This window comes from Pseudomonas sp. BN102, assembly GCF_029871245.1.
Lineage (GTDB): Bacteria > Pseudomonadota > Gammaproteobacteria > Pseudomonadales > Pseudomonadaceae > Metapseudomonas.
The window spans coordinates 1-20972 of the sequence record NZ_SSON01000060.1 but is presented as its reverse complement, the minus strand read 5'-3'; the positions used below and the strand labels follow the sequence as shown (position 1 = coordinate 20972).

Genomic DNA, 20972 nt, shown 5'->3' with positions numbered 1-20972 from the left:
TGACCGAACATCAGGAACAGTTCGTTGAAGCCCAGGCGGTCATGCGCGCGGCCGATCTGCTCGGCGATGTCGTCAGCCGAGCCGATCAGCACGTTCGGCATTTTCTGGCCGAACGGGATGAACCACTTGTCCCAAAACCACTTGTGCTCAGCCATCAACTGCTTGGCCTTGTCCTTGTCATCGGTCAGCATCAGGAAACCACCCCAGGCGGCAACATCCTCGCGGGCAACTTCGCGCTCATGCTGGCGGGCGGTATCGGCGTAGCGGTTCCACAGGGCATCGCAGAAGTCCAGGTCGGCGGCCAGGACGATCGGCTTGCCGCCTTCCCGCGCCCACATGTCGACGGTGCGCATGCTGCCGGCAAAGCCGCCGTAAATTTTCGGATGGGGATTCTGGTAGCACTTCGGCGCAATCCCGATCTGGCGCACGATGCCATCGGCATCCATGCCCTTGCCCATGCTGGCGTAGGCCGGGTGACCGGCAGAGCCGCCATTTGGCGGGAACTCCCAGTGCTTGCCCTTGTGGCTGAACACGTCGTTGGCCCAGGCTTTCTTGATGACCTGCAGCGACTCCTCGAAGACTTCGCGGTTCAGCGCATCCTGCTCGTCGCGGGCCTTGGCGTTGTCCGGCGTAGTGGCGCTGACACCGGGGCGCGCGGCATAGGAGTCGACCCAGCGCGCATGGTAACCACGGGTGAAACCGACCATCAGCCGCCCCTGGAGCATATGGTCAAGGGTGGCGATTTCTTCGGCGATGCGCACCGGGTTATGGGTCGGCAGGGTGTACCCCATGATGCCGGCCTTCATCCGCTTGGAATGCAGGCCCACATAGAGGCTGAACATGCCGGGATGGTTGTTGATCTCAAAACCCTCGATCTGCAGGTGATGCTCAGGTTGGCAGTAGCCTGCGTAGCCAAGCTCATCCGCCAGACGCACGTAGTCACGCACCTCGGATAGAAAGCGCTGATACAGCTCGGGGCGCTGACCGGCCATGCCCGCTTCCAGCTCATAACGACGACCGATCACACCTGTTTGCATCAAATGAAACTTCATTGGGCCTCCTCGGCTCCTGCTTGGGCTCTTTTCGTCTGACTATCGAACAACCAGACGTCGAATGTCAACATTTGCGTTGATTACAAGTGCGAAAAAATACCCCCACTTACTTCATGCGCAAAAGCCGGTGAAATGGGTCAGGGACGCCAGTTTTGACGCATCCGCACCCTTTCGATACATGCTACGGAGAGAAGCGGGGGCCAAGCCCCCGACAACTCAGACGGCAGACATTTGAGCGACGCGCTTAGTTGCAGAATCGTTATCCGACTCGACCCCAACTGAGTCTTGAGGCACAACCTTCTTAGGTGCCAGCAAATAAGCGGATAGCGCCGGGACCATAATCAGCGCCGCAAGCATATTCCCGAGGAACATGAAGGCCAGCAGCAGGCCCATGTCGGCCTGGAACTTGATCGGGGACCATATCCAAGTGCCCACTGCGGCTGTCAGGGTAACGCCTACCAGCAGCACCACCTGCCCAGTAGACGCCAGCGCGCTGGTGTAAGCACCCTTGACCGACATACCCTGGCGCTGGAACGCTAGGAATACAGTCAGCATGTAGAGGGCATAATCCACGCCGATCCCCACACCCAGCGCCACCACTGGCAAGGTAGCCACCTTGAGCCCGATCCCCAGCAGGACCATCAAGGATTTTGACAGAATGGTCACGACAATCAGCGGCAGAATCGCCACCAACACCGCACGCCAGCTTCGGAAGGTTATCCAGCAGAGCAGAATCACCGCAGCGTAAACTAGCACTTCCATCTCGAAGCTAGCCTTTTCCACTGCTTGGTTAGTGGCAGCTTCCACCCCGGCGTTGCCGCCGGCCAGCAGGAACTTCCGATCTTCGTTGTTATTTTCGGCGGCAAACGCCTCAACAACCTTCGTCAAGCGCTGCAGGGTTTCGGCATTGTGATTGCTCAGGTAGACGATGATCGGTGCCACCGTACGAGAATCGTTGATCAACCCTGGACGTGCGGTAAACACGTTGTCCACCGCGTCATTGGTGATATAGCGGCTACGACTGATGGTGTACCACTTGGGCGAGCCTTCAAAGCCTGCTGGGGTGAGCCTGCGAGCTATGCTGGCTGCCGATTCGGTGATCTGTACGCCGGGCAGGTCACCCAGCTGCTGTTCCAGCCGGTCAATCTGCAGCAGGGTTTCAAAATTGCCTAGGCCACCCTCAGGCGTCGTCACGATCACCGCGAACATATCTTTCGACAAACCGTAGTTTTCGCGGATGTAATTTACATCTTTATTATATATTGAATCCGCGCGTAACTCGGAGGCACCGGCGCCAGAATCACCAATGCTTATCTTCTGGCCATGAATGAAACTAGCAGTCGTGATAATTGCCACGATGATCAGCACCAAGCGCGCAATACGCTTTTCAGCAAGATCACCGAGCCACCTGACCATAAAGTGCTCGCCGTGCTGAACCCTCGAAGCGCGCTGGGCCGCACGGGCACTGATACCGGTGAAGGACAGTACCACTGGAATAAGCAGCAAGTTGGTGATAATCAGCGCCGCGACCCCAACGGTCGCTTGTAGGGCCAAGTCTCGGATCGCTGGAATATCGATCACCGAGATCACGGCAAAACCCAAGGCATCGGCTACCAGCGCAACGAAACCAGCCAGGCACAGCCGCCTGTAGGTCAGTCGCGCAGCCACATAGCGATCGGCGCCCTCGCCGATGTCTTGAATGATGCCACTCATCATCTGCGAGCCATGGGATACGCCGATGGCAAAAACCAGGAAAGGCACCAGTACCGAAAAGGGATCCAGCACAAAGCCGAACAGTTGCATGATCCCCAACTGCCAGATCACCCCAATCAGCGAAGTGCCAACCACGACAAAGGTGCTGGTCAAGCAACGCGAATACCAGTAAACGATGACCGATACGACCGCGGCAGCCACAACAAAATAGCTGAGCACTTCCATAAGGCCAGAAATCAGGTCACCGACCAGCTTGGCAAAACCGATGACATGGAGCTCGACGCCACGGCTCTGGAATTCTGTGTTGATGGCGTTGATGCTGTCTGTAAAAGCCTTGTAGTCAAGCAACTGACCGGTTACCGGGTCCCGCTCCATCAAGGGCACGAACATCGCGCTGGAGCGCTCGTCCATGGCCACAAGGGAACCCTTCAGCCCGGCCTTCTCAACGTTGGCACGGAGCTGCTCAATGCTTTTGGGCGAGCCGTCATAATCCGGTGGCATGACCGGGCCGCCGTCAAAACCTTCCGCGGTTACCGCCGTCCAGCGCACCGAGGCCATCCACAGGGATTGCACGAATGCCCGGTCGACTCCATTGATCAGGAACACCCTGTCATTGAGCTCGCTCAGCGTCTTCTGATACCCGGCGTCGTAGATAGACCCATTCTTGTTCTCCACCACCACCGTAACTGCGTTGCCTAGACTGCGCAGGTTATTTGCAAAGGCGCGGTAGTTTTGGATGTACTCATGGGATGAGGGCATCATTTTTTCAAAACTGGCGTTTACACCAAGCTTCGCACTCTGAAAACCGAAAGAGAGCGTTACAAAAAGTCCGACCAGAAGAAACAATATCCGATTGTTAAAAAACAGACGCTCATGAAAAGCCCCTGACGAGCGATCAAACGGGCTGGCGGTAGTATCCAAACCAGGCGCTGCTGCAGTTTTATTATTACTTAACATCTGATATTACTCCTGAGACGTGACCCTGGTCATCTTGTGATCCACCAGCGAGACTTTGGAAAGCCCCTGCAAGTCAGTAACGAGCAACTCCCGATCCGATATTTCAAGGATCGAGGTAAAACTAACAGGCTCACCGCAGTCGATCACCTCAAGGTTTTCAAAGTTCTTGTCACTGATAACAAGCTTGCCTGACTGATTGGCAAATATATAGCCTTTGTCATTGGACCGTCTGAAGGCATCGTTGATGGTGGAGCGCGGCAGATCCTTGACTTCCGTCCATGTATTGCCCCGATCTGTACTTTGGTAGGCCGCCCCCCCCAGTCCATAAGCGATGATCAGCCCATTTGCGCCGGTAATTCCGGTAAAGCTACCGGAATACCCGGTTTCGATAATTTCGAATAACTGCCGCTCGGCATTCAGCCTGAACAGCACGCCACGCTCGCTGCCGATAAAGACATCATCACCAATGCCTACCACGCTAGTGAGGTGAAAACCGGATTCATTGGCAATGCGGTCCGTCCAAGGTGTCCAGGTCTTGCCGCCATCATCAGTGCGCGCAATGTTTCCGAATCCACCTACGGCAAAACCGGTCAACTCGTCACGAAACCAGACATCGAGAAAGGGTAAGGCCGGACCATCGCGATAATTGAGCTCGGTGAGTTCAAGGGCCTTCTCAACGCTGCTGTCGCCCTGTTTGAGACGCTTACTGTAGTAATTGATGAACTGCTTGCTGGCCATTCGACCATCAAGCTGCTTGACCCAGGTGGCGCCTCCATCAGTAGTGGCGAGAATCACGCCATCATGCCCAACTGCCCAACCCTTTGACTCGTTGACCATATCAATGGCAACTAAGTCGCTCTGTACAGGAACCTGGGCTTGAGCCCACTTCCCTCCCCCATCATTGGAATACAGAATCAAGCCTCGCGGCCCAACCACGACTAATGTATGTCCGCTTTTCGCACTGTCAATAAAGGGCTTATTCAGAGGTTTTTCCTGTTCAATGGCGCCATAATCCAGAGGATCTTTGAAATCGGCCATTGATGAAGAAGCCAACACGAACAAAATGACAAAAGGAAGGACAAAAACCCTGAGCAGTTTATTCAATTTCTTTTTCATACGGGTTTCTCTTCTTTGCTTAAGCAAAGCCATTGGTGCACGAAAGACTTTTAGAAAACTTACACAACAAGCAGAAGTGAACTCGATTATTTACAAGAAAGTTGAAACCTAGCGGGGGTTGACACCCCCGCCAGAAGTCCTTCAGCCGTTAACGAACACCCTGAGCTTCAACTGCGCGCGGAGTAAGCGCAATACGCAAACCATCCATAGCGGTATAGGAACGGTTCCAGTGGCCAGGCTGTGAAGCACCGGCATTAATCAGCATGTAGTTGCCTGAAACCAGATCGTTGAAAGCCCACGTGTTGTTATTCACCCCCCCCACGTCGTAGGTCGGGAAACTCTCGATGAAACCGTTTTTCCAGAGCTTACCGGCATTGTCGTAGGTTTCCAGAGCAACGATCTGCCAGCTGTCTTCGTCGATATAGAAGCGGCGCTTGCTGTATACATGGCGGGCACCTGGCTTGCGCTCAGCCTCGACAATCCATACCCGATGCTTTTCGAAGCGCATGGCTTCCGGAGCCAGGTGTTCCTTGCCTAGTACGTCACGCGGGTTGACCTCCTGAGTCAGGGTATAGGCGTTGTAGGGCACGAACCTCTCCTCCTTACCGACCAGCTTGAAGTCAAAGCGATCCATGCGGCCGACGAAGCCGAAGATTTCGTCCCACATCAGTACGCCACCGTAAGAACCGATCGGCAGATCATAGGCAAAGTCCGGCGCGCGACGTGCACGGCGCTGACCCGGAGTGTAGAACCATACCAGTTGACCACCGTTGTCGGCGGTCGGCAGATAGAAGTTCAGGAAGGTCACACCCGCAGACTGCGGCGGACTGGTTTGCAGTGCCGAGAACGATAGAATGGCGCCGTTCGACTCCTGACGCAGCTTGCCGGTCTGGTCATACCAGGGGCGCATGTGGTACTGGTTTGGGGTGGACAACACACTCACTCCGCCTTTGGAGTCAACCACAAAACCCTGGTTGTGCTGGTGCATGATCGCAGGGGCAAAGGCCAGCTTGTGGTTCCACATCACCTCATAGCCATTCTTCGGGATCGGGAAGAGAACACCCGGCAGCGGCAGACCATCAGGCCCGGCGCCCTTGACGCCATCTCCCATGATCTCGCCGGTCATTTCGGCAGTTGTCGCATTCACCTGGGTGTTTTTAAGCACCCAGTCCTCATAACGAGCCGAACGGTGGGTTGGGTACACATTGAGCTTGTAGCTGGGATACTTACGCAGCGTAGCCTTGGTACCTTCGGTGAGGAACTGCGAATACTGCTCCATATTGGCGGACGTAATGGAAAACAGAGGCTTCTCATCCTTATAAGGATTGATATAAGTCTGCATCGTCTCCCGGTTGTAGCCAGGAACCGACTGCAGTCCGCCTGTGTATTCTGGAATGCTACCATCTGCATTACCGGCCTTTTCGGCGCCATGCAGGGTCAGATCCGCACCAAGACGCTTGGCCTCTTCTGCCGATACGGCAGCCAAGGCACTACCTACGAAGCACAGTGCCAGGGCAGGCACCAGCCCGGCAATAATTGTTTTTTTCAGCACGGCCGTCTTCCTTCTTGTGATTATCGGAACAAGTGTGTCTGTAAGGCTTGTAAGTATTACTGGATGCTTGACTCGCTAGGCTGGGCCCTCTTTTAGAACGAGGTGTTGTAGGAAAGCGATACCCAGCCCTTGTCATTCAGACCAGTGGGACCGTTACCACCTGCATATATATCACCGCCGGGTGCGCCGTTAACGATGCGACCAGTGGGATTCCAGTAGTAATCCTGATATTGCAGAGCAAAATAATGCTTTTGGGCTACAGCTGCTTTCACGCCAATAGAGGCAATGACGGAGTCCTCAGCATAAAACCCCCCCGCTGCATAGGCCGGATTTCCGGTAACTCCATACTGGACGAAAATCGGCAGACTTATGTCAGTGGACGGAAGGATTTGCAGCCAGGACGGTTCAAACAGCAGCGCCACTGCAACTGCATTGTCTGTACCACAGCCATCACTCCTGTTACCTTTACAGGCATAACCCTCACCGTTATAGATGTCCTTGTCATGCACTTTAGTCAGATGCGTGTAGGTCACTTCACCGAGGACGGTTGCAGCGTCCCAGAGTGAATTGCCGGGCAGGCTGATCAAAGAGTTCGCCAACACGTTAACCAAGTCACCTTTCGCCACTTCGGAAGGGAAAACGGATTGCAACGCGGTATCCTGACGATAGTTCACTTCGAAGCCGAGGCTGTTAGCCCCAATCGCTGTCTCGTAGGACATCGCGTACATTTTGGACTTTTCGGCGTATTTCAACTCAACTTGAGGGAAGTTCAGAGTTGCAACAGGTTCCGGCTCGTCGTACTGGCGGTAATAAAAGCCAATGCGATCACCATTAGCCCAGGCCGGAGTCCAGTCCAAGCGGACACCGAAGTTGTCGTTGATATCATCGGGATCATCGCTCTTACCAACAACAGCGCCTGGTACTACGCTACCGCCGACATCCGGCCCCTCAAAGAGAATATCGGCAGGTGCCAGATAGGTAGCCCCTTCGGGGAAACGATTGGGACGCCACTCGAGAAAATACTGTGCGGCGATTGACAGTTCATCATTGATATCGAAACTTCCGTAGACCTGCGTACGCGGCAGGATCAACTCTTTGACGGAAGAGCCAGGTTGAGAAAACCCCTTGATGAAGTCAACGGGATGCTGGCCGAACGCAATACCGGAGTAACCGAAGAATACTGCGTTACCCCACTGCTGACTGAAGCGACCTAGCCGTACAGATGCGCTGTGGTCAGCTACTTCGAAGTTGCTGAAAACGAAAGCGTCAAGCAACTCAGCACCACGGATGTGGTATTTCTTAGTATGGCTGCTGTATTTGCCATCGCTATAGGTCGGCAGGTACCCCGGACGTACTTCGACATCATCGTCGTAAGCAAAATCATTCCAAGCCGAAGCAGACACACGAAAACCATAGTTATCCTGATAGACACCCTGCAACTCGAACAATCCCTGAACACGGTTCGTAACCATTTCCCCGCGATCAAATTTGTGATCGGCGGCGTGGTTATTCGGATTGTTCGCGATACGTGGGTCGCGCCCCTCAACCCTCCAGCCTGCGAGCCACTGCAGGGACGTATCGAAGTTGATCGTCCAGTCCTGGTCGGCCTTCAGAGTGACTGCCTGCGATGCACCAGATGAGAAAATCGTCGCAAGGGCGATCGCTGCTCTCAGATTTTTCTGACCAAACTGAATCCTGCCAAACCTTGCAATTTCTTGTTGTTGTTTTTGCATTTTTTACTTCTCCAGTCCCATGACGTTTGCTGGCCAGCAGCGGGCCAGCCTGTATTTGAATGATTCCCCTCTCCCCACTGAATTGCGCGAAGGCCCACCGCAACCATTGCGCCATTTTTCAACTTTGATGTTGATATACCACCCAAACCAGCCTCAGTCAACTTTAGCGTTGATAAAAATTCAGCATCGCCACGCCCTACCCGATGCTCAGGACGATGCTCCTCAATTGATCGTGGAACGGCAGCCTCGCCGACATGGGCGATAGCGTCTGATGGATGAGTGAACGGAACACCGCAGCCTTGTCTGCTTCACTCGGAACAGAACTGAAGAAAGGCTCTGAGATATCACCCCACAGCTCGTCAAAGCGCCTTCAGGCATCCGTTGGGTTGCCTTTCCAGCATCAGCATTTCTCCGCCCCTAGCAGCAAAACGCTCTAAGCACTGAGGCGGTCGCGAGCATTACTTCGCTATGCCCGGATCCCCCCACGCCCCCCCTGATCTTGGCGGCAGCACCGGTGATCGCTGCCGCCAGGGGAGACGCAGCCCGCCCCAACAGAGAGCAAGAAATGAAAGTTGACACGTTCGTTGATAAATAAATAGTATCAGTCAACTCTAACGTTGACGAAGGAGATGGACATGACTCAAGAAACCCAGCTGCAACAACTTATCGACACCCAGGCCATTGAGCGCCTGCTGTTCACCTATGCCTTCCATCTCGACATGAATCAGGCAGCCGAGCTGGCTGCCCTGTTCACTGAAGACTGTGAGGTCATCTACGGCCCTGGCGGCTTTGGCGCACAGGGACGCGCAGCCTACGCCAAGACTCTTGAAGGCGTTGGCTCCTTCTTCAAGGCCACTAGCCACCATGTATCGAATATCGTCGTCGACTTCACCGGTCCGGACGAAGCCACCGTTCGCTCTGTTCTCTATGCATGGCACCGCTACAACCGTGAAATGCCTGACAGCCATGTGTGGGGTCAGTATCACGATGTCATCGTGCGCGCGAATGGCAAATGGCAGTTCAAGCGCCGCGAGCTGCGTGTGACCGGCGACAAGGACTTTCATGTGAAGAAAACCCTGCCGATAGGACGCAGCTGATATGAGCGCCGCATCTTCCTACCCGTACGAATACATCCGCATTGAGCACAAGGAGAAAATTTCCTGGCTGATTCTCAATCGACCTGACAGTGCAAATGCGCTGTCGAACGAGTTGCTCGATGAGTTTTCTGATGCCCTTAAGCGTCTCGCAACCGAAGGCGGCCCGGTGATTGGCATACGGGGAGAAGGACGCGGTTTTTCGGGTGGCTACGACCTAGGCCAAGTTGGCAAGGCAAATGGCTACGGCAGTCTCGTACCCGATCCGCTCGCTGATCGCGAGCGTCTGCGCCGGAACGTGGACCGTTATGTGGCGATGTGGGATCACCCCAAACCGATCATCGCCGCTGTTCACGGCTACTGCATCGCGGGAGCCACGCAGATCTGCGTGCATGCGGATATCACTGTTGTGACCGATGACGCCAAGATCGGTGAACCGACCATCCCGATTGGGGGCGGCTACGTGGCCCCCCTCTGGGTACCACTGGTGGGAGCCAAGCGGGCCAAGGAATTGGCTTTCGTACCTGGCAACAGCATTGACGGGAAAACTGCAGTCGAGTGGGGCTGGGCTAATCACAGCGTGGCTCCAGACCAGCTCATAGAGTGTGTCGAAAGTCTCGCCGAGCGCATTGCCCTGACACCTCCGGAAGTTCTGCGTATCAAGAAGCTGTCCATCAACCGTGCCGCCGAAGCGATGGGCTTCCGTTCTGCCGGAGCTGCGGTAGCCGAGATGGACGCACTGCTACACGTGGCGCCCTCGGTGCTGGAAATCAAACAGAAGCTTGCCGAAATAGGTTTGAAGGAGTCGATAAAGCTCTACCGCTCAGAGCGGACGACTCCCCTGACCCCGTGGAAAAAAATACAGGAATAAGAGCCATGTCTAACGTCGACTTCTACATTGAAGGCCATATTGCTCACGTACGGCTGAACCGCCCCAAATCCCTCAACGCCATCAATGGCGATATGGATCAGGCCTTGTTTGAAGCGTGGCAGGAAATTAACCGCAATCCGGAAGTCTGGGTAGCCGTACTTTCTGCAGAGGGTGACCGCGCTTTCTGTGTTGGCGGTGATATCAGTGGCGGCACCGAACGTGCATCGCGCATGGCTGTCGGTGGTGGCCTGACCGGTATTGGTGGCCCGCTGGTGAAACTGAAGAAGCCACTGGTTGCCGCTGTTCAGGGCTATGCGCTAGGCGGTGGTTTCGAGCTGGCCTTGTGTGCCGACATTATCGTTGCGGCAGACAATGCTCAATTCGGCCTGCCGGAGACGAAGGCCGGCATCATCGGCGAATGCGGCGTCGTTCACCGCGCAGTTCGTCAGCTGCCGCAGCGCATTGCCATGGCCATGATCCTGACCGGGGATCGCATGTCCGCCCAGGACGCCTTCAGCTATGGCCTGGTGAATGAAGTGGTCGAGCCGGCCAACCTGGCCGAAGCAGCCACGCGCTGGGCGGAAAAGGTCGCAGCCGCTTCCCCGCTAGCCAACCAGGCCGCCAAGGACGCAGCAACGAGCCGCCTCGACTACCCGCTTGAAGTTGCCCTGGCAACCCGTTTCGAGTCGATCGAGGAATACGCCTCCAGCGAAGACGTACTCGAGGGCCGTAACGCCTTTATCGAGAAACGTAAAGCGGAATGGAAGGGACGCTGAGCCTAGCCTGTCGCACCGGGGCCGGGCGCTAAGCGTTCGGCCTTTTTTGTATCTACAAGGGCAAAACATGATCAACAAGCTTCTGATCGCCAATCGCGGAGAGGTGGCCATCCGTATTGCCCGTGCTGCAGCTGACTTGGGCATCACCACCATTGCAGTGTACCCACAGGATGACGCGCAGTGCCTACATACCCGTATCGCCGACCAGGCCATCCCGCTCGAAGGCGTTGGTGCAGCGGCCTATCTGGATGCGCAGCAACTGATTACCCTGGCTCGCCAGCATGGCTGTGATGCCATCCACCCTGGGTACGGCTTCCTCAGTGAACAGCCGGATTTTGCCAGACGATGTGAAGCCGCCAATATCCGCTTCGTCGGCCCGTCCGCAGATGTCCTCGCCCGACTTGGCAATAAGGCCAGCGCCAGAGTGTTGGCCAAGCAGTGCGCCGTTCCGGTGATTCCCGGAACCGACGGCGCAATCGATCTAGAACACGCTCGCGCTTTTCTTGCCAACTTGCCAGCGGGAAGCCCAGCGCTGCTCAAGGCGATTGCCGGTGGCGGTGGCCGTGGCATGCGCATAGTGCGCGATGCCGGTCAGCTGGAAGATGCCTTCCATCAGTGCAGCGCCGAGGCCCTGTCGGCCTTTGGTAATCGTGAGTTGTACATCGAGGAGATGGTGACCCGCGCACGGCATATAGAAGTGCAAGTGATCGGTGACGGCAACGAAGTAAGCCACCTGTGGGAAAGGGAATGTAGCCTGCAGCGCAAGCACCAGAAGATGCTGGAAATTGCCCCGAGCCCGTCGCTCAGCAGCGACCTGCGCGAAGCGCTGATTAATGCCGCACTCAAGCTGGCCAGCACGGTTGGCCTCAGCAGCCTGAGCACCTTCGAATTTTTGCTCGATGAGCAGACTGGCCGCTTCTTCTTTATAGAAGCCAACCCGCGCCTGCAGGTGGAACACACCATAACCGAGGCCATCACCGGGATTGATCTGGTACAGGCCCAATTGCGTCTGGCCGGCGGCGAGACATTACGCAGTCTGCATCTGCAACAGGTGGACATTCCTCCTGCTCAGGGCTATGCAATGCAACTACGCATCAATATGGAAAGCATGCAACGTAACGGCAGTGTGCTCCCGAGTGGCGGCACACTCAGTATCTTCGAGCCGCCGGGCGGCCCCGGCATCCGGGTCGACAGTTTTGGCTACGCCGGGTACAGCATCAATCCCCGCTACGATTCGCTGCTGGCGAAACTGATAGTGCACAGCCCTTCCGGAAGCTTCAGCGAGCTCGCTCAGCGCGTCTATCGCACCCTGTGCCAGACGCGCATTCAAGGTGTCGAAACCAATATCGAGTTCCTCAAGAACCTGCTTTGCCACCCTGCGGTGGTCGAGAGTCAGGTGTATACCCACTTTATTGATGAGCACCTGGGGCAGCTAATTCGCAGTCCGAGCCAGAAGCATCCACAACAGTTCTTTACCGAGACATCCGGTCCTGCTCCCACAGCACATCCAGATGAGCATTGTCTGAATGGCCTGAGGATGATTACCGCCCCCATGAGCGGCCTGCTGATAGAACTGCATGTCGCCGAGGATCAGCCGGTGCACAAGGGGCAGGCGCTGGCGATGATCGAATCCATGAAGATGCAGCATGTGATCAGCGCGCCAGCCAGCGGGATCATCCGTCGCGTCAGTGTGGACATGCATTCGGCCGTTACCGCAAACCAAGCCCTGCTCTATCTTCAAGAGGCCGATGTCGATTCGGTCGATAGCGGATCGCTACAGACAGTTGACCTGGATGCGGCCAGAGCGGACCTCTCCGAGGTCCTATCACGCCACGCCCTCATCCAGGATGCGTCGCGTCCGCAGGCGGCGGCGCGCCGGCATGCAAAAGGCAAACGCACTGCTCGCGAAAACATAGCAGACCTGTGTGATGCAGACAGTTTCATTGAATACGGGGCTCTGACCTTTGCCGCCCAGCGCAGCCGTTTTTCCGAACATGAACTGGCCATCTCGACACCTGCGGACGGTCTGATTGCAGGGGTTGCCAGCGTCAATGGCAATCAGTTCCAGCCCGCACAAGCCCGGTGCATGGTGCTGGCCTACGACTACACCGTGCTAGCCGGCACACAGGGCATCATGAGCCACAAGAAGCTGTCGCGCATGCTCGGTATAGCCAACGAGCTGGAAATTCCCCTGATCATCTATGCCGAGGGGGGAGGCGGCCGGCCAGGGGACAGCGACGATGCTACCCGGGCAACCGGGCTGAACATGCCCAGCTTCCTGCAGTTTGCCCGGCTCAGTGGTCTGGCGCCGCGCATCAGCATCGTCAGCGGCCGCTGCTTTGCCGGCAATGCGGTGCTGGCCGGTTGCAGTGACATCATCGTTGCCACCCGGGATGCCAATATCGGCATGGCTGGGCCAGCGATGATCGAGGGCGCGGGACTCGGTGTGCATGCGCCGGAGGACATTGGCCCGGTCAATCTGCAGGCTAAGAACGGCGTGGTAGATTGTGTGGTCGATGACGAGGCGCAGGCCACCGCGCTGGCCAAAAAGCTGCTGGGCTATTTTCAAGGGTCGCTCGGGCACTGGGAATCTGCTGACCAGCGCGGGCTGCGCCACAGCGTGCCGGACAACCGCCTGCGCTCCTATGACATGTGGTCGGTGATCGAGACCCTATCGGATAGCGGCTCGGCCATACAGCTGCGCGAGCAGTTTGCCGCCAATATGATCACCGCGCTGATACGCATTGAAGGGCGCCCGCTCGGAGTGATGGCCAACAATCCGCACATCCTCGGCGGGGCCATCGATACCGATGCCGCAGACAAAGCCTCGCGCTTCCTGCAGCTCTGTGATGCCTTTGATTTGCCGGTGCTCAGCCTGTGCGATACCCCCGGTTTCATGGTCGGCCCGGAGAGCGAGAAAACTGCGCTTGTGCGCCACTCCAGCCGGCTATTCGCGGTGGCCGCGAATATGGCCACGCCGCTGTTCAGCCTGATACTAAGAAAGGGCTATGGCCTTGGCGCTATGGCGATGACCGGCGGCTCCTTCCACGCACCGCTGTTCATTGCTTCGTGGCCGACCGGCGAGTTTGGCGGCATGGGTTTTGAAGGCGCAGTCAGACTAGCCTATCGCGACGAACTGGAAGCCATTGCCGACCAGCAGGAGCGGAAGACGCTGTTCGACAAGTTGGTCAACGACTATTACCAGCGCGGGAAGGCCAGCAGTGTTGCCGCATCGCTTGAGTTTGATGCAGTGATAGATCCGGCCGCATCACGTCAGTGGCTAGTACGCTGCCTGCAGTCGTTAAAGATGGTGGGGCCCAGACAGGGCAAGAAGCGCCCCTTCATCGACACGTGGTGACGCTAGCGCACTCTGCACTCTTGAAGCTCAGCCGTCGCTCCGACAACCCTGCGGTCGCCCACCGAGGCACTCAGCCGCAGGCGTCGCGGCGAGGTGCTGTGTGGGCAGAACTCAGCAACACAGTCAGCGCGCTCTCCGGCGAATACATTGTCGAAGAGTCGGGCCTTGATTGACTTGTCGATTCCCCAGCCCTAGCGCCTCGACGGCCCGGCCATCCCAGTGGATCGGGTTCGGTTCATCCATCAGTGCGGCGATCACCTTCATGGTGATGGGGGCCTTTCGCGTGGTACCCACGTCGCGCTTCATAGCGTTTCGCCAAGGTTCATGTTGATAGGATGACTAACCACTGCTGTCCTACGGTGGCCAACGGATGTCCACCATCAGCCAGAATCCGGCATTCCAGCGTGACACGGCCGAACAGGGCATAACGCCAACCCTCCTTGCGCTCAATGGTGGTTATGGCTGTCGGCACCCGATAGCTGCTACGACGACGAAGGGCTCATCGAAACTGAAAGCAGTCTCGCCGAACAACATATTGTTCGGCTCAATCCTGGGAAGGCTCATCAATTCAGCGATCGACGCACCGGCACCTCGAAAGGCTATCAGGCACGCAATACCCGGGTTATTGCCCAACTTGGAGGAGCATTGCACCGCATCGTGCTAAAGAGCTACATGGTGCTCGTGCAGGTTGAACATACCCTCCCGGAACCGCGAAAATGCAAGCGGATCGGGGGCTGGCGGCGCAAAAGCATGACCTCGCCTTCTTCGGCGGAGGGAGCTGACAGACTGGCGGTTCAGGCCCGGCGATCACTTCCCCGTGCGTCGATCCGCCGCCGAACAGTGGCTGGGTGGTGAAGGATTCAGCTTCTAGCCCAACACGCTGGTGGGCCTATTGCCAACCCTGCCCTCCAGGCCACACCAACGCTGGAAACACCACGCCACCCGCAGCCGGGGACAGAAGTTCAGGACCTGGGCTTGATTATCGCTGCGCACCTGCTGCCCCCTCTTCCGCCCCTGCCTAGCTCAGACTCAGGCGATCCCGCGGTGCAGCGGGGCATCCGAGGCAATCGCCAGAGCTTGCAGAATAGCTTTTCGCCCTACGCCCAACTGCACTGCGTTGGCCAGATGCAGGCGCAGACCCGGCATGAAGCGATGCGATGGTGCGGCATCCACAGCTAGGGAGATCAGCTCCTTGAGGTAGGCACGCAGTGCCGCGGTTTTCCAAGGCACTGCGCAGTACATGAAGAATGCCTCAAAGGCCTCGGGCGATTGACGGAGCAGGGCGTCCAAAAAACCGGGCACCTGCTGCTCCATGCTGTCCCAGAACGGATCTTCACCGACATACTGATCCCAGAGCTGCTGGCGTAGGCTATCCAGCGGCGCGCTGATGGACAGGTCGCCCCGCTCACGCAGAATCGCGGCCACAGTACTCGAGCCCACCATGAGGGTGTGCACGCCCAGACCCGAAACCAGCACCAGTACTTCATGCACCTGTGCGGCGCTCGCACCGGCATCCAACGCCCGCCGCACATAGTCTTGCGTGCCCTGCAAATCCAGGGCCGATGGCGAGACACGGACCGCAAGGCCAATCAGCGCGGCATCCCGCTCGGACAAGGGCTCGCCGTCCAGCACGGACTCGAGAAAGCCCTCTGCGTAGGTCCCGATCTCTTCGAGTGTCAACATTCGCTACCCTGCCCCATATCCGTCTACCCCATTACTTCTGCCATGACCGGGGTGCAACAGCGCCCCGGCGCGACACTGCGGCCTAGTCGGTCAGCATGCTGCGCAGCGCGCGCTTGTTGACCTTGGTTGCTGACATGGGCCAGGTACCCGGCTCAACGAAATGCACAGCCCGAGGGATCTTGAAGTTAGCGATATTTCCTTTACAGAAAGCGATCAGCTCTTCAGCGTCGACAGTCTTGCCCGGCTTAAGCTCGACGAAGGCCACCGGCACTTCGTCCAGGCGCGGATCAGGCTTGCCAACCACTTCCGCAATGGCCACGCAGGGATGCTCGCAGAGGTAGGATTCGATCTCGATGGCTGCGACGTTTTCACCGCCGACCTTGAGCATGTCCTTGAGGCGACCATTGAAAACCAGGCTGCCGTCTTCGGTGCGCAGATAGAGGTCGCCGGTATGCAACCAGCCATCCTTGTCCAGGGTGTCTGCAGTCTTTTCCGGGTCGCGATAGTAGCCTTCCATTACGCAGAAGCCACGCACCAGAATTTCACCTACTTCGCCGGGTGCGGCATCACCTTTTCCGTCAAGGCTGGAAATGCGCACCTCCATACCGACCGCAGGACGGCCCTGGGTGTTGGCGCGCTGTTCTGCCGTTTCGCCTGCGTCGGTCAGGGCAAAGATACCGGCAGTCTCGGTCATGCCGCAGGCCTGGAAAAGTTCAGCGTCCGGAAAGGTCTTCTGAACCTTTTTTACCAGTGCAGGTGGGCCGATCAGCATAATCTTGCGCAGCGACGCCAGCTTGCCGGCATCAAAATCACGGTGATCAAGCACGCCCTGCACGATGGCAGGGAACCAAGGCCAGGCCATGCTCACCCCTTCCCTTTCCATCAGGGCGATGGCTCGCCCAGGCTCGAAGAAGGTATCGGTCAGGTAGGTGCCAAGGGTGCCAATCACGCCGAGGAAGGGGGCGAGCGCTGCAATGTGGAACAGCGGACCGGGGTTCCAGGCAACATGGTGTTCTCCGGTGGCAAACCGTGAGCGGGCACGCTGCACCGAGCCGCGCACAATGGCTTCATGGGTCAGCATGCAGCCCTTGGGGTTGGCCGTTGTGCCGGAGGTGTAGACCAACAGTGCCAGGTCGCGAATTCGCACACGCAAGCGTGCCTCATGCACCTCGTCTTTATCAACGCCCTGTGCCAAACGATCAAATTCAGAACGGCCAACAAAGCCCGGGCGACATTCGCCCTTGAGCAGTACTGTACTGCGCAAGCAGGGTACTTCGGGCAGGGTCAGGGCTGCTGGCTTGACGGCCTTGGGCAATGAGGGCAAGGCTTCGCAGAACAGTGCGGTAAAATTAGTGTATTCATTGTCTTCTGCGGTGGTTAGCAGAGCGACAAGGTCGGCGTTTTTAATGATGTAACCGATCTCGCTGGCCTTATGTCGGGCATTGATCGGTACAGCTACACAACCGAGCATCGCCGCACCGAGAAAACCTTCAATGAATTCTGGGCAGTTGGCGGACATCAGACCAACATGCTGACCAGGACGAACGCCGAGAGCGATAAGGCCGCGGGCAATCTGTATGGCGTTGTCGCACAGCTGACGGTAGGTGCGCCTTTCCTCAGGGAAAACGATCGCATCCCGCGCTGGCTGCAAGTGCGCCCCTCGTACGATGAGGTCGCCTATTGGGGAAATCTCAAACCATTCTGTTGTTTTTGTCATTGAGCGTCCTCCATTACGGACAGAAGGCAGTTGTTACTCTGGCAGCCCTCTGCACGCTTTTAATTATGTGCTCGGCACCGTTTGAATAACAAAAAGATGGCACTGTAATTGTCAAAAGTAAACGATATCGTTGAAAAATCACAGATCAGAATTCCGCGCTGCAGGCGCATCACAAGTAGCCTGATTCAGCCCGCATTTGCAGCCACTGACAAAGATCCAAAGGGGGCCAACGGAACACACCCCCCTCCCCTCAACATAATCTGGCCTCACTGCCGGAAAGCCTTACTTAACGGCGGCCAAGGCAGCCGTTAGGCTCACCATTTCCATCGCCGACATGGCGGCTTCTTCCCCCTTGTTACCGGCTTTGGTGCCTGAGCGCTCGATGGCCTGCTCGATGGAGTCGACTGTCAGCACGCCAAAGGCAACGGGGACAGCATATTCTAGCGCGAGCCGACCAATACCCTTGATGCACTCACCCGCCACATATTCAAAGTGAGGTGTACCGCCACGGATCACCGCCCCTAATGCGATAATGGCTTCAAACTGCCTGCGCTCGGCGACTTTCTTGACCACCAGCGGGATTTCGAAGGCACCAGGCACGCGCACGATGGTTATGTCCTCACCCTTGATACCGTGACGCTTCAGTGCATCTAGGGCACCGGATAACAGACTTTCCACCACAAAACTGTTAAAGCGCCCCACCACCAGCGCATAACGCCCCTGCACTGACGCCAAATCACCTTCGATGGTACGAATGGAATACATGCTTCAGCTCCATAACCCATAAGTGGCGCGCCGGAGAGCTAAATGACGGCCGCAGCGCTGAATTCGCTTGGCTTCCAACCTTTGCCAACTAGATAACAATCATCTACTCCTAACATCCTTGCCCAGCCTTTCCTGCTTATCGCCAACCAGAAGGCGCTCCACATACCGCGCAATCAGATCGATTTCGAGGTTGACCTGCTGGCCGACTCGGTAGTCGGGCATGATGGTCATTTGCATAGTGTGCGGCACGATATTCAGATCAAAGCAGTCATCGGCCACCGCATTGACCGTCAAACTGACACCATCCACGGTAATCGAGCCTTTCTCCGCGATATAGCGGGAGAGCGCTGCAGGCGAATGGATGCGCATCAGCCATGAGCGCGCGTCACGTGACAGCGAAACCACTTTGCCGAGCCCGTCGACATGGCCACTGACCAAATGACCACCCAACCGCGAGTTCGCCCTGAGCGCTTTTTCCAGATTGACGCGAGCGCCCTGCTTCAGCCCGGCCAGACTGCTGCGGCTAAGAGTTTCCTGACTGACATCGGCCCAGAAGCCATCCTGCAGCAGACTGACGACTGTCAGGCAAATTCCGTTGACGGCGACACTGTCCCCTAGCCCCAGATCAATCAAATCCATCGTACCGGTCTGAACGAAGATTCTGAGATCACCATTGCAGTGCTCAATCGAGCCAATCCAACCAACCGCGTCAATAATTCCGGTAAACATTCACGCACCTAGATTGCCCGGCTCACGCGACCTACCCGCAACCTTGCCAATGTTCGGCCTAGCCTTGCGCATAACCGACTTGCAGCAACTTGCCAATTCCGAGTTATAGAGATGCAAAGCCACCATATCCGCCACGGTAGAAGAGCAGTGCAGAATCTTCGGACTCAATCTGCAACTCACGCACAGAACCAATGACGATATAGTGATCACCTGCTTCCTGGACGGAATGTAGGTCACAATCGATCCAGGCCACCACGCCCTCAAGGATTGGGGAGCCATTGCCTGACAGCTGGTATGCCAGCCCAGCAAACTTGTCTTCCGCCTTGGAAGCAAAGCGCTTACAGACACCCAGTTGCTGATTGCTTAGCACATTGACGCAGAACTTGCCGGCACTCTCAATCTTCGGCCAACTGGTGGAACTGCGATCAGGCAGAAAGGCCACCAACGGTGGATTAAGCGATACCGAGGTGAAAGACCCAACCGCCATACCCGATACCCTACCGTCCTGATCCATCGCGGTAATTGCACATACGCCGGTGGGATATTGGCCCAGAACAGTTCTGAACCATTGCGGATCAATCGTGTCTCGTACTATCTCTGTGGCGACTTCAGTCATGATGCAACTCCAGATGAATTTGCGTTGCGTTCACCCTTAATACCTTCACGCCATCTCAGGCTGATCAGGTGGTGACATTCGAAGCAGGTAGGACTAGTTCCGGCCTGCTTCAACTGTGCTCTGGCCCGTGTTAGACCAGCGTGCCTTCGGCATCCTTGGTCGCGAACCGAGGGGCCACCAGGCTGGCAAACTTTTCCAGCTCCTCGTTGTTCTGCTCCGGGTCCAGGTGGCCCTGACCGAACATCAGGAACAGTTCGTTGAAGCCCAGGCGGTCATGCGCGCGGCCGATCTGCTCGGCGATGTCGTCAGCCGAGCCGATCAGCACGTTCGGCATTTTCTGGCCGAACGGGATGAACCACTTGTCCCAAAACCACTTGTGCTCAGCCATCAACTGCTTGGCCTTGTCCTTGTCATCGGTCAGCATCAGGAAACCACCCCAGGCGGCAACATCCTCGCGGGCAACTTCGCGCTCATGCTGGCGGGCGGTATCGGCGTAGCGGTTCCACAGGGCATCGCAGAAGTCCAGGTCGGCGGCCAGGACGATCGGCTTGCCGCCTTCCCGCGCCCACATGTCGACGGTGCGCATGCTGCCGGCAAAGCCGCCGTAAATTTTCGGATGGGGATTCTGGTAGCACTTCGGCGCAATCCCGATCTGGCGCACGATGCCATCGGCATCCATGCCCTTGCCCATGCTGGCGTAGGCCGGGTGACCGGCAGAGCCGCCATTTGGCGGGAACTCCCAGTGCTTGCCCTTGTGGCTGAACACGTCGTTGGCCCAGGCTTTCTTGATGACCTGCAGCGACTCCTCGAAGACTTCGCGGTTCAGCGCATCCTGCTCGTCGCGGGCCTTGGCGTTGTCCGGCGTAGTGGCGCTGACACCGGGGCGCGCGGCATAGGAGTCGACCCAGCGCGCATGGTAACCACGGGTGAAACCGACCATCAGCCGCCCCTGGAGCATATGGTCAAGGGTGGCGATTTCTTCGGCGATGCGCACCGGGTTATGGGTCGGCAGGGTGTACCCCATGATGCCGGCCTTCATCCGCTTGGAATGCAGGCCCACATAGAGGCTGAACATGCCGGGATGGTTGTTGATCTCAAAACCCTCGATCTGCAGGTGATGCTCAGGTTGGCAGTAGCCTGCGTAGCCAAGCTCATCCGCCAGACGCACGTAGTCACGCACCTCGGATAGAAAGCGCTGATACAGCTCGGGGCGCTGACCGGCCATGCCCGCTTCCAGCTC

Annotated in this window: 15 protein-coding genes; 4 read left to right on the top strand and 11 right to left on the bottom strand. The window is 57.1% G+C overall.

Annotated elements, in window-relative coordinates; all coding sequences use genetic code 11:
* The 5 genes from E8F12_RS12060 to E8F12_RS12040 form a co-directional block, all read right to left on the bottom strand.
* On the bottom strand, positions 1 to 1052 hold a 1052-nt coding region (locus E8F12_RS12060; protein ID WP_280325469.1), incomplete at its 3' end, for an LLM class flavin-dependent oxidoreductase.
* A 216-nt stretch (positions 1053 to 1268) separates the two neighbouring features.
* Entirely contained in the window at positions 1269 to 3722 is a 2454-nt protein-coding gene (locus E8F12_RS12055) for an MMPL family transporter (protein ID WP_280325467.1), read from the bottom strand.
* Between the two features lie 6 nt (positions 3723 to 3728).
* Entirely contained in the window at positions 3729 to 4838 is a 1110-nt protein-coding gene (locus tag E8F12_RS12050; protein ID WP_280325466.1) for a YCF48-related protein, read from the bottom strand.
* 148 nt (positions 4839 to 4986) lie between these two features.
* Positions 4987 to 6390 (bottom strand): DUF1329 domain-containing protein, encoded by a 1404-nt coding sequence (locus E8F12_RS12045; RefSeq protein ID WP_280325465.1) that lies wholly within the window; start codon positions 6388 to 6390, stop codon positions 4987 to 4989.
* Between the two features lie 92 nt (positions 6391 to 6482).
* Complete coding sequence (locus E8F12_RS12040; RefSeq protein ID WP_280325464.1) at positions 6483 to 8123, bottom strand: DUF1302 family protein; 1641 nt, start codon at positions 8121 to 8123, stop codon at positions 6483 to 6485.
* A gap of 635 nt (positions 8124 to 8758) precedes the next feature.
* Between E8F12_RS12040 and E8F12_RS12035 the strand changes: the two genes are divergently transcribed.
* The 4 genes from E8F12_RS12035 to E8F12_RS12020 all read left to right on the top strand — a co-directional run bounded on the left by E8F12_RS12035 (position 8759) and on the right by E8F12_RS12020 (position 14222).
* Positions 8759 to 9220 (top strand): nuclear transport factor 2 family protein, encoded by a 462-nt coding sequence (locus E8F12_RS12035; RefSeq protein ID WP_280325463.1) that lies wholly within the window; start codon positions 8759 to 8761, stop codon positions 9218 to 9220.
* Position 9221: 1 nt separating this feature from the next.
* A complete protein-coding gene (locus tag E8F12_RS12030) occupies positions 9222 to 10088 on the top strand; it encodes an enoyl-CoA hydratase-related protein (RefSeq protein WP_280325462.1) in 867 nt (288 codons plus the stop codon).
* A gap of 5 nt (positions 10089 to 10093) precedes the next feature.
* A complete protein-coding gene (locus tag E8F12_RS12025; RefSeq protein WP_280325461.1) occupies positions 10094 to 10864 on the top strand; it encodes an enoyl-CoA hydratase-related protein in 771 nt (256 codons plus the stop codon).
* A gap of 67 nt (positions 10865 to 10931) precedes the next feature.
* A complete protein-coding gene (locus E8F12_RS12020; protein WP_280325460.1) occupies positions 10932 to 14222 on the top strand; it encodes a carboxyl transferase domain-containing protein in 3291 nt (1096 codons plus the stop codon).
* Positions 14223 to 15251: 1029 nt separating this feature from the next.
* Here the strand turns inward: E8F12_RS12020 and E8F12_RS12015 are convergent.
* The 6 genes from E8F12_RS12015 to E8F12_RS11990 all read right to left on the bottom strand — a co-directional run.
* Positions 15252 to 15905, bottom strand: a complete 654-nt coding sequence (locus E8F12_RS12015) for a hypothetical protein (RefSeq protein ID WP_280325459.1) — start codon at positions 15903 to 15905, stop codon at positions 15252 to 15254.
* Between the two features lie 82 nt (positions 15906 to 15987).
* Complete coding sequence (locus E8F12_RS12010; RefSeq protein ID WP_280325457.1) at positions 15988 to 17622, bottom strand: AMP-binding protein; 1635 nt, start codon at positions 17620 to 17622, stop codon at positions 15988 to 15990.
* 282 nt (positions 17623 to 17904) lie between these two features.
* Positions 17905 to 18387, bottom strand: coding sequence for a 6,7-dimethyl-8-ribityllumazine synthase (gene ribE / locus E8F12_RS12005; RefSeq protein ID WP_280325456.1), 483 nt, complete (start codon positions 18385 to 18387; stop codon positions 17905 to 17907).
* Between the two features lie 99 nt (positions 18388 to 18486).
* A complete protein-coding gene (locus E8F12_RS12000; protein WP_280325455.1) occupies positions 18487 to 19116 on the bottom strand; it encodes a riboflavin synthase in 630 nt (209 codons plus the stop codon).
* 103 nt (positions 19117 to 19219) lie between these two features.
* On the bottom strand, positions 19220 to 19732 hold the full coding sequence (locus tag E8F12_RS11995; RefSeq protein WP_280325454.1) for a flavin reductase family protein: 513 nt from the start codon (positions 19730 to 19732) through the stop codon (positions 19220 to 19222).
* Positions 19733 to 19862: 130 nt separating this feature from the next.
* Positions 19863 to 20972: LLM class flavin-dependent oxidoreductase (locus tag E8F12_RS11990; RefSeq protein WP_280325453.1), on the bottom strand; the 1110-nt coding region annotated here is incomplete at its 5' end.